At 67.0% G+C, this 3,532-nt stretch carries 5 protein-coding genes; 3 read left to right on the forward strand and 2 right to left on the reverse strand.

Features of this window, described 5'->3' with window-relative positions; all coding sequences use genetic code 11:
- On the reverse strand, positions 1-390 hold a 390-nt coding region (locus AC1D01_RS25455), incomplete at its 3' end, for a CHASE3 domain-containing protein (protein ID WP_477871319.1).
- Positions 391-449: 59 nt separating this feature from the next.
- Here AC1D01_RS25455 and AC1D01_RS25460 point away from each other — a divergent pair.
- Entirely contained in the window at positions 450-1,082 is a 633-nt protein-coding gene (locus AC1D01_RS25460; protein WP_047500757.1) for a response regulator, read from the forward strand.
- A gap of 61 nt (positions 1,083-1,143) precedes the next feature.
- Here the strand turns inward: AC1D01_RS25460 and AC1D01_RS25465 are convergent, their stop codons facing one another.
- Positions 1,144-1,545 carry a response regulator transcription factor gene (locus tag AC1D01_RS25465; RefSeq protein WP_477871321.1) on the reverse strand — a complete coding sequence of 134 codons (402 nt, stop codon included), beginning with the start codon at positions 1,543-1,545 and terminating at the stop codon, positions 1,144-1,146.
- A gap of 353 nt (positions 1,546-1,898) precedes the next feature.
- Between AC1D01_RS25465 and AC1D01_RS25470 the strand changes: the two genes are divergently transcribed.
- Together AC1D01_RS25470 and AC1D01_RS25475 are read left to right on the forward strand one after the other, a co-directional pair.
- Positions 1,899-2,021, forward strand: a complete 123-nt coding sequence (locus AC1D01_RS25470) for a hypothetical protein (RefSeq protein ID WP_465111150.1) — start codon at positions 1,899-1,901, stop codon at positions 2,019-2,021.
- 34 nt (positions 2,022-2,055) lie between these two features.
- Positions 2,056-3,532: hypothetical protein (locus tag AC1D01_RS25475; RefSeq protein ID WP_477871323.1), on the forward strand; the 1,477-nt coding region annotated here is incomplete at its 3' end.

The following is a 3,532-nucleotide window of genomic DNA, read 5'->3' on the forward strand; positions in this document are numbered from 1 at the left end:
CAACTGCACCGTGGTGTCCATCTCGGAGACCTTCCTGCTGACCAGTGTCGCGAGCACGGTGAAGTCGGCGACGCGGTCGGGCTCGTGCGCGTAGTACTCGCCGAGCGTGCGCAGCGTCTCGCCGATGTTCGCCATCGACGAGCGGTACGGCTTCAGGTACTCGGGGCGGCCGGTGATCAGGTAGCCGCGCTGGCCGTTCTCGGCATCGAGCACCTGGCGCAGCAGCACCATGTTGTTGGTGCGGGCGACGCCCATTTCGCCCAGCCGGTCCAGCGCGTCCACCGAGGTGCGGTAGGCGGTTTCGCTGATGCCCATCAGCGTCAGCGCGGTCACCACCGCGAGCGGGAACGTGAAGGCACTGCGCTTGAATCGGTGAAAGAAGTTCTTCATGCGATTTTTCTGTGTGCCTCTAGAATCGATCGGAGTCCAACCACAGGGGACAGTCGCTCATGATCAAGATTGCCATCGTTGACGACCACGCGCTCGTTCGCGCCGGTCTGCGCCAGTATCTCGCGGAGCAGGTCGATCTGCAGGTCGTGGCCGAGGCCTCCAACGGCCGCGAGGCCCTCGACATCGTCCGCAAGGAACAGATCGACGTGCTGGTCATGGACCTGTCGATGCCGCAGCAGAGCGGCGTCGATGCGCTGGCCGCGATCCGCGCCCGCGAGCCCGAGCTGCCCATCCTCATCCTCAGCGGTTTCCCCGAAGAGCATTACGCCACCACCTTGCTGCGCCAGGGCGCGAGCGGTTACCTGAACAAGGAGTGCGATCCCGAGGAGATCGTCACCGCGATCCGCACCGTCGCGCGGGGCCGCAAGTACATCACGCCGGCCGTCGCCGAGTTGCTGGCCAGCAACCTCGGCGGCAACGCGAACCGTCCGTTGCATGAGCAGCTTTCCGAGCGCGAGTTCCAGGTCTTCCTGCGGCTCTCGAAGGGCGAGACCATCGGCCACATGGCCGACAGCCTGTCGCTGAGCGTGAAGACCGTCAGCACCTACCGCACCCGCGTGATGGAGAAGATGAAGCTCGAATCGAACAGCGACCTGACCTACTACGCGCTGAAGAACGGCCTGATCCAGTAACAGGCCGCCTGCCGACCTTGCGCCGCCCGGGAGGGCCGCGCAGGTGGCGTCTCATCCCGCGCTACAAGCTTCCCGAACTCGAATTCGCCGCCTCGCCCGAGGCGAGCCGTTGGCAGTAGCCGATCAACGCATCGATCTCGTTCGACTTGTCGAACACCTTGTCGGCCCCGAGCTCGAGGCACTTGCGCCGCATGTCGGGTGTCGCGTAGTTGCTGAGCACGACGAGCTTGGTCGCGTCGGGCAGGTCGCCGCTGGCCGACAGCACGCCCAGGCCGGAGCCGCTCTTCAGGAAGATGTCGACGATCACCAGGTCGCAGCCATTGCGCGGCTGCTTCAGCCAGTACAGCGCGGCGGCTTCGTTGTCGGCCGTGCCGACCACTTCGACGGCCACCAGTTCCTCCAGCGCCGCGATCAGGTTCTCGCGGATCACCGGGCTGTCTTCGACGATGTAGGTTTTCAGCATGTCCCGACTTCTGGATTCTTCTTCGGCAGGCAAGGCATGCTCGGCGGAAACCTGTCTGCAAAGGTGACGGATCTTGCCATTTCCGCGAGAAACGTGACGGGAAGAGCCTCGAGGACGCCGGCAGACATGCGCTCGATTGTATGAATCGGGCAACGCTGCCCCTGCCGGAAGAGCGCGGGAGCCACTGTAGGAGCCTGCCTACAGGTGGTCGCCGGCCGAACGTCGTAGGACAGCGCCCACAGGCGAAGGCCCTGTCGTCCGGCTGTGTCAGCAAGAGGTGCTCCCTAGACTCGTGCGCAGGTTGTCCGGATTCAAGGGTTTCCGGATTCACGAATTGCCGACGGGAGTGGCGAATGAAAAGACTGTTGATGTGGGCTGTGGGTGTGCCGTTCCTGGTGATCAGCATGGTCATGGTGTCGTTCAGCGACGGGTTGTCGACGCAGGTCGCGAGCCTCTCGTGGACGCAGCGACATTGACGGTGCGCGGCGAAGCGCCTTCAGGGGTGGGCCGATGAACCCCTCGATCACCGTCTACGAAGGGTTCGATTTCGCGCTGCCTGCGGCGATCGAGGAGTTCGCCGGGGCGTTCTCGCGCTGGGATGCGCCGTCGCGTTCGGTGCGGCGTGCGCGCTTCAAGGGCGAGTTGACGCGCGCGATCGAGGAGTTGCGTGCCTGCGTGCGGCAGATCGAGACCTTCACCGACGAGCAGCGCTCGCTGTCGCAGGCGGCGCAGTGGCTGGTCGACAACTTCTACGTCATCGAGCGCATCCAGACCGCGCTCACGCAGCAGCTGCCCGACAAGGCGGTGCGCGGCCTGCCGGCCTACCAGACCGGCGGCCACCCGTCGCGCGCGCGCATCGAGCTGTTCTCGCACTTCTACCTGGAAGCCTGCGACTTCGACTTCGAGGCCGACGAGCTGGTGCACGTGCTGGTCGAGTACCAGAAGGTGCACCCGCTGATGCTGCGCGAGCTGGCCCTGCTCGCGCCGGTCCTGAACTTCCTGCTGATCCGCCAGCTGCGCGCCTGCGCCGAGCAGATCCTCGAGATCCACCGCGGCGCGCACGCGGCCGACCTGGTCTCCGATGCGGCGCTCGCGTCATCGCGCGGTCCCGCGCGCGGCCCGACGCGGAAGGCCGCGTCGGCGGTGCCCGACCTGAAGAACGCGTCGGGCGTCTTCCGCCAGGCCTACCTCGGCCAGCTGGCGCAGCGGCGCCGCTACGACGACCCGGCGAGCATCGCCGGCGGCGCGCACGCTGAAGGCGTCGGCATCGTCCACCAGGCCGGCGCGATCGAGGACGATCTCGTCGTGCGCACGATGCTCGACGTGCGGGTGCGCAACATCTTCCGCAGCGTCAAGGCGATCGAGTTGAGCGACTGGGTCGACATCTTCGCGAAGACCTCGCTGGTCGATCGCGCGCTGCAGCGCAACAGCGTCTATGCGCGCATGGACCCGCATTCGAAGGCCTTGTACCGGCAGCAGCTGGAGCGGCTGAGCCTGCGCAGCGGCCTGCCCGAGCCGGACCTGGCCGAGATGGTGGTCGACCGCTTCGGCCGCCGCCGCGCCGGCGACGCCGCCGAGGGCGGCGAGGAGGGCGAAGACGTCGACATCGGCCGCTGGCTGCTGTCCGACCGCCGTCCCGAGCTGGAGCGCAGCATCGGCCTGACGCCGAACCCGCTGCGGCGCATCGAGGGCGCGGTCCCGCACACCCGGCTGGTGCTGTACGCCGGCCTGGTGCTGGCGCTGACCTTCGCGTTCACCGTGCTGGCCTTCCGCGCCGGCTATGCCGAAGAGCAGGTGTCGCTGCCGGCCGTCCTGATCTTCCTGCTGGCGGTCTGGCCGGCCTCCGAGATCGCGGTGCTGCTGATCAACCGCATCCTCGGCCGGGTGTTCAAGCCGGCCCAGCTGCCGCGCCTGGAGTTCTCGCAGGGCCTGCCGCCGCATTGCAAGACGATGGTGGTGGTGCCGACGATGCTGACCCAGCTCGAGC

Source organism: Rhizobacter sp. P3_B12 (assembly GCF_056402895.1).

Bases quoted from the DNA above. Each gene is read 5' to 3' on its own strand.
- AC1D01_RS25470 (WP_465111150.1), top strand. From the start codon at position 1,899: ATGAAAAGACTGTTGATGTGGGCTGTGGGTGTGCCGTTCCTGGTGATC.
- AC1D01_RS25460 (WP_047500757.1), top strand. From the start codon at position 450: ATGATCAAGATTGCCATCGTTGACGACCACGCGCTCGTTCGCGCCGGT.
- AC1D01_RS25465 (WP_477871321.1), bottom strand. From the start codon at position 1,545: ATGCTGAAAACCTACATCGTCGAAGACAGCCCGGTGATCCGCGAGAAC.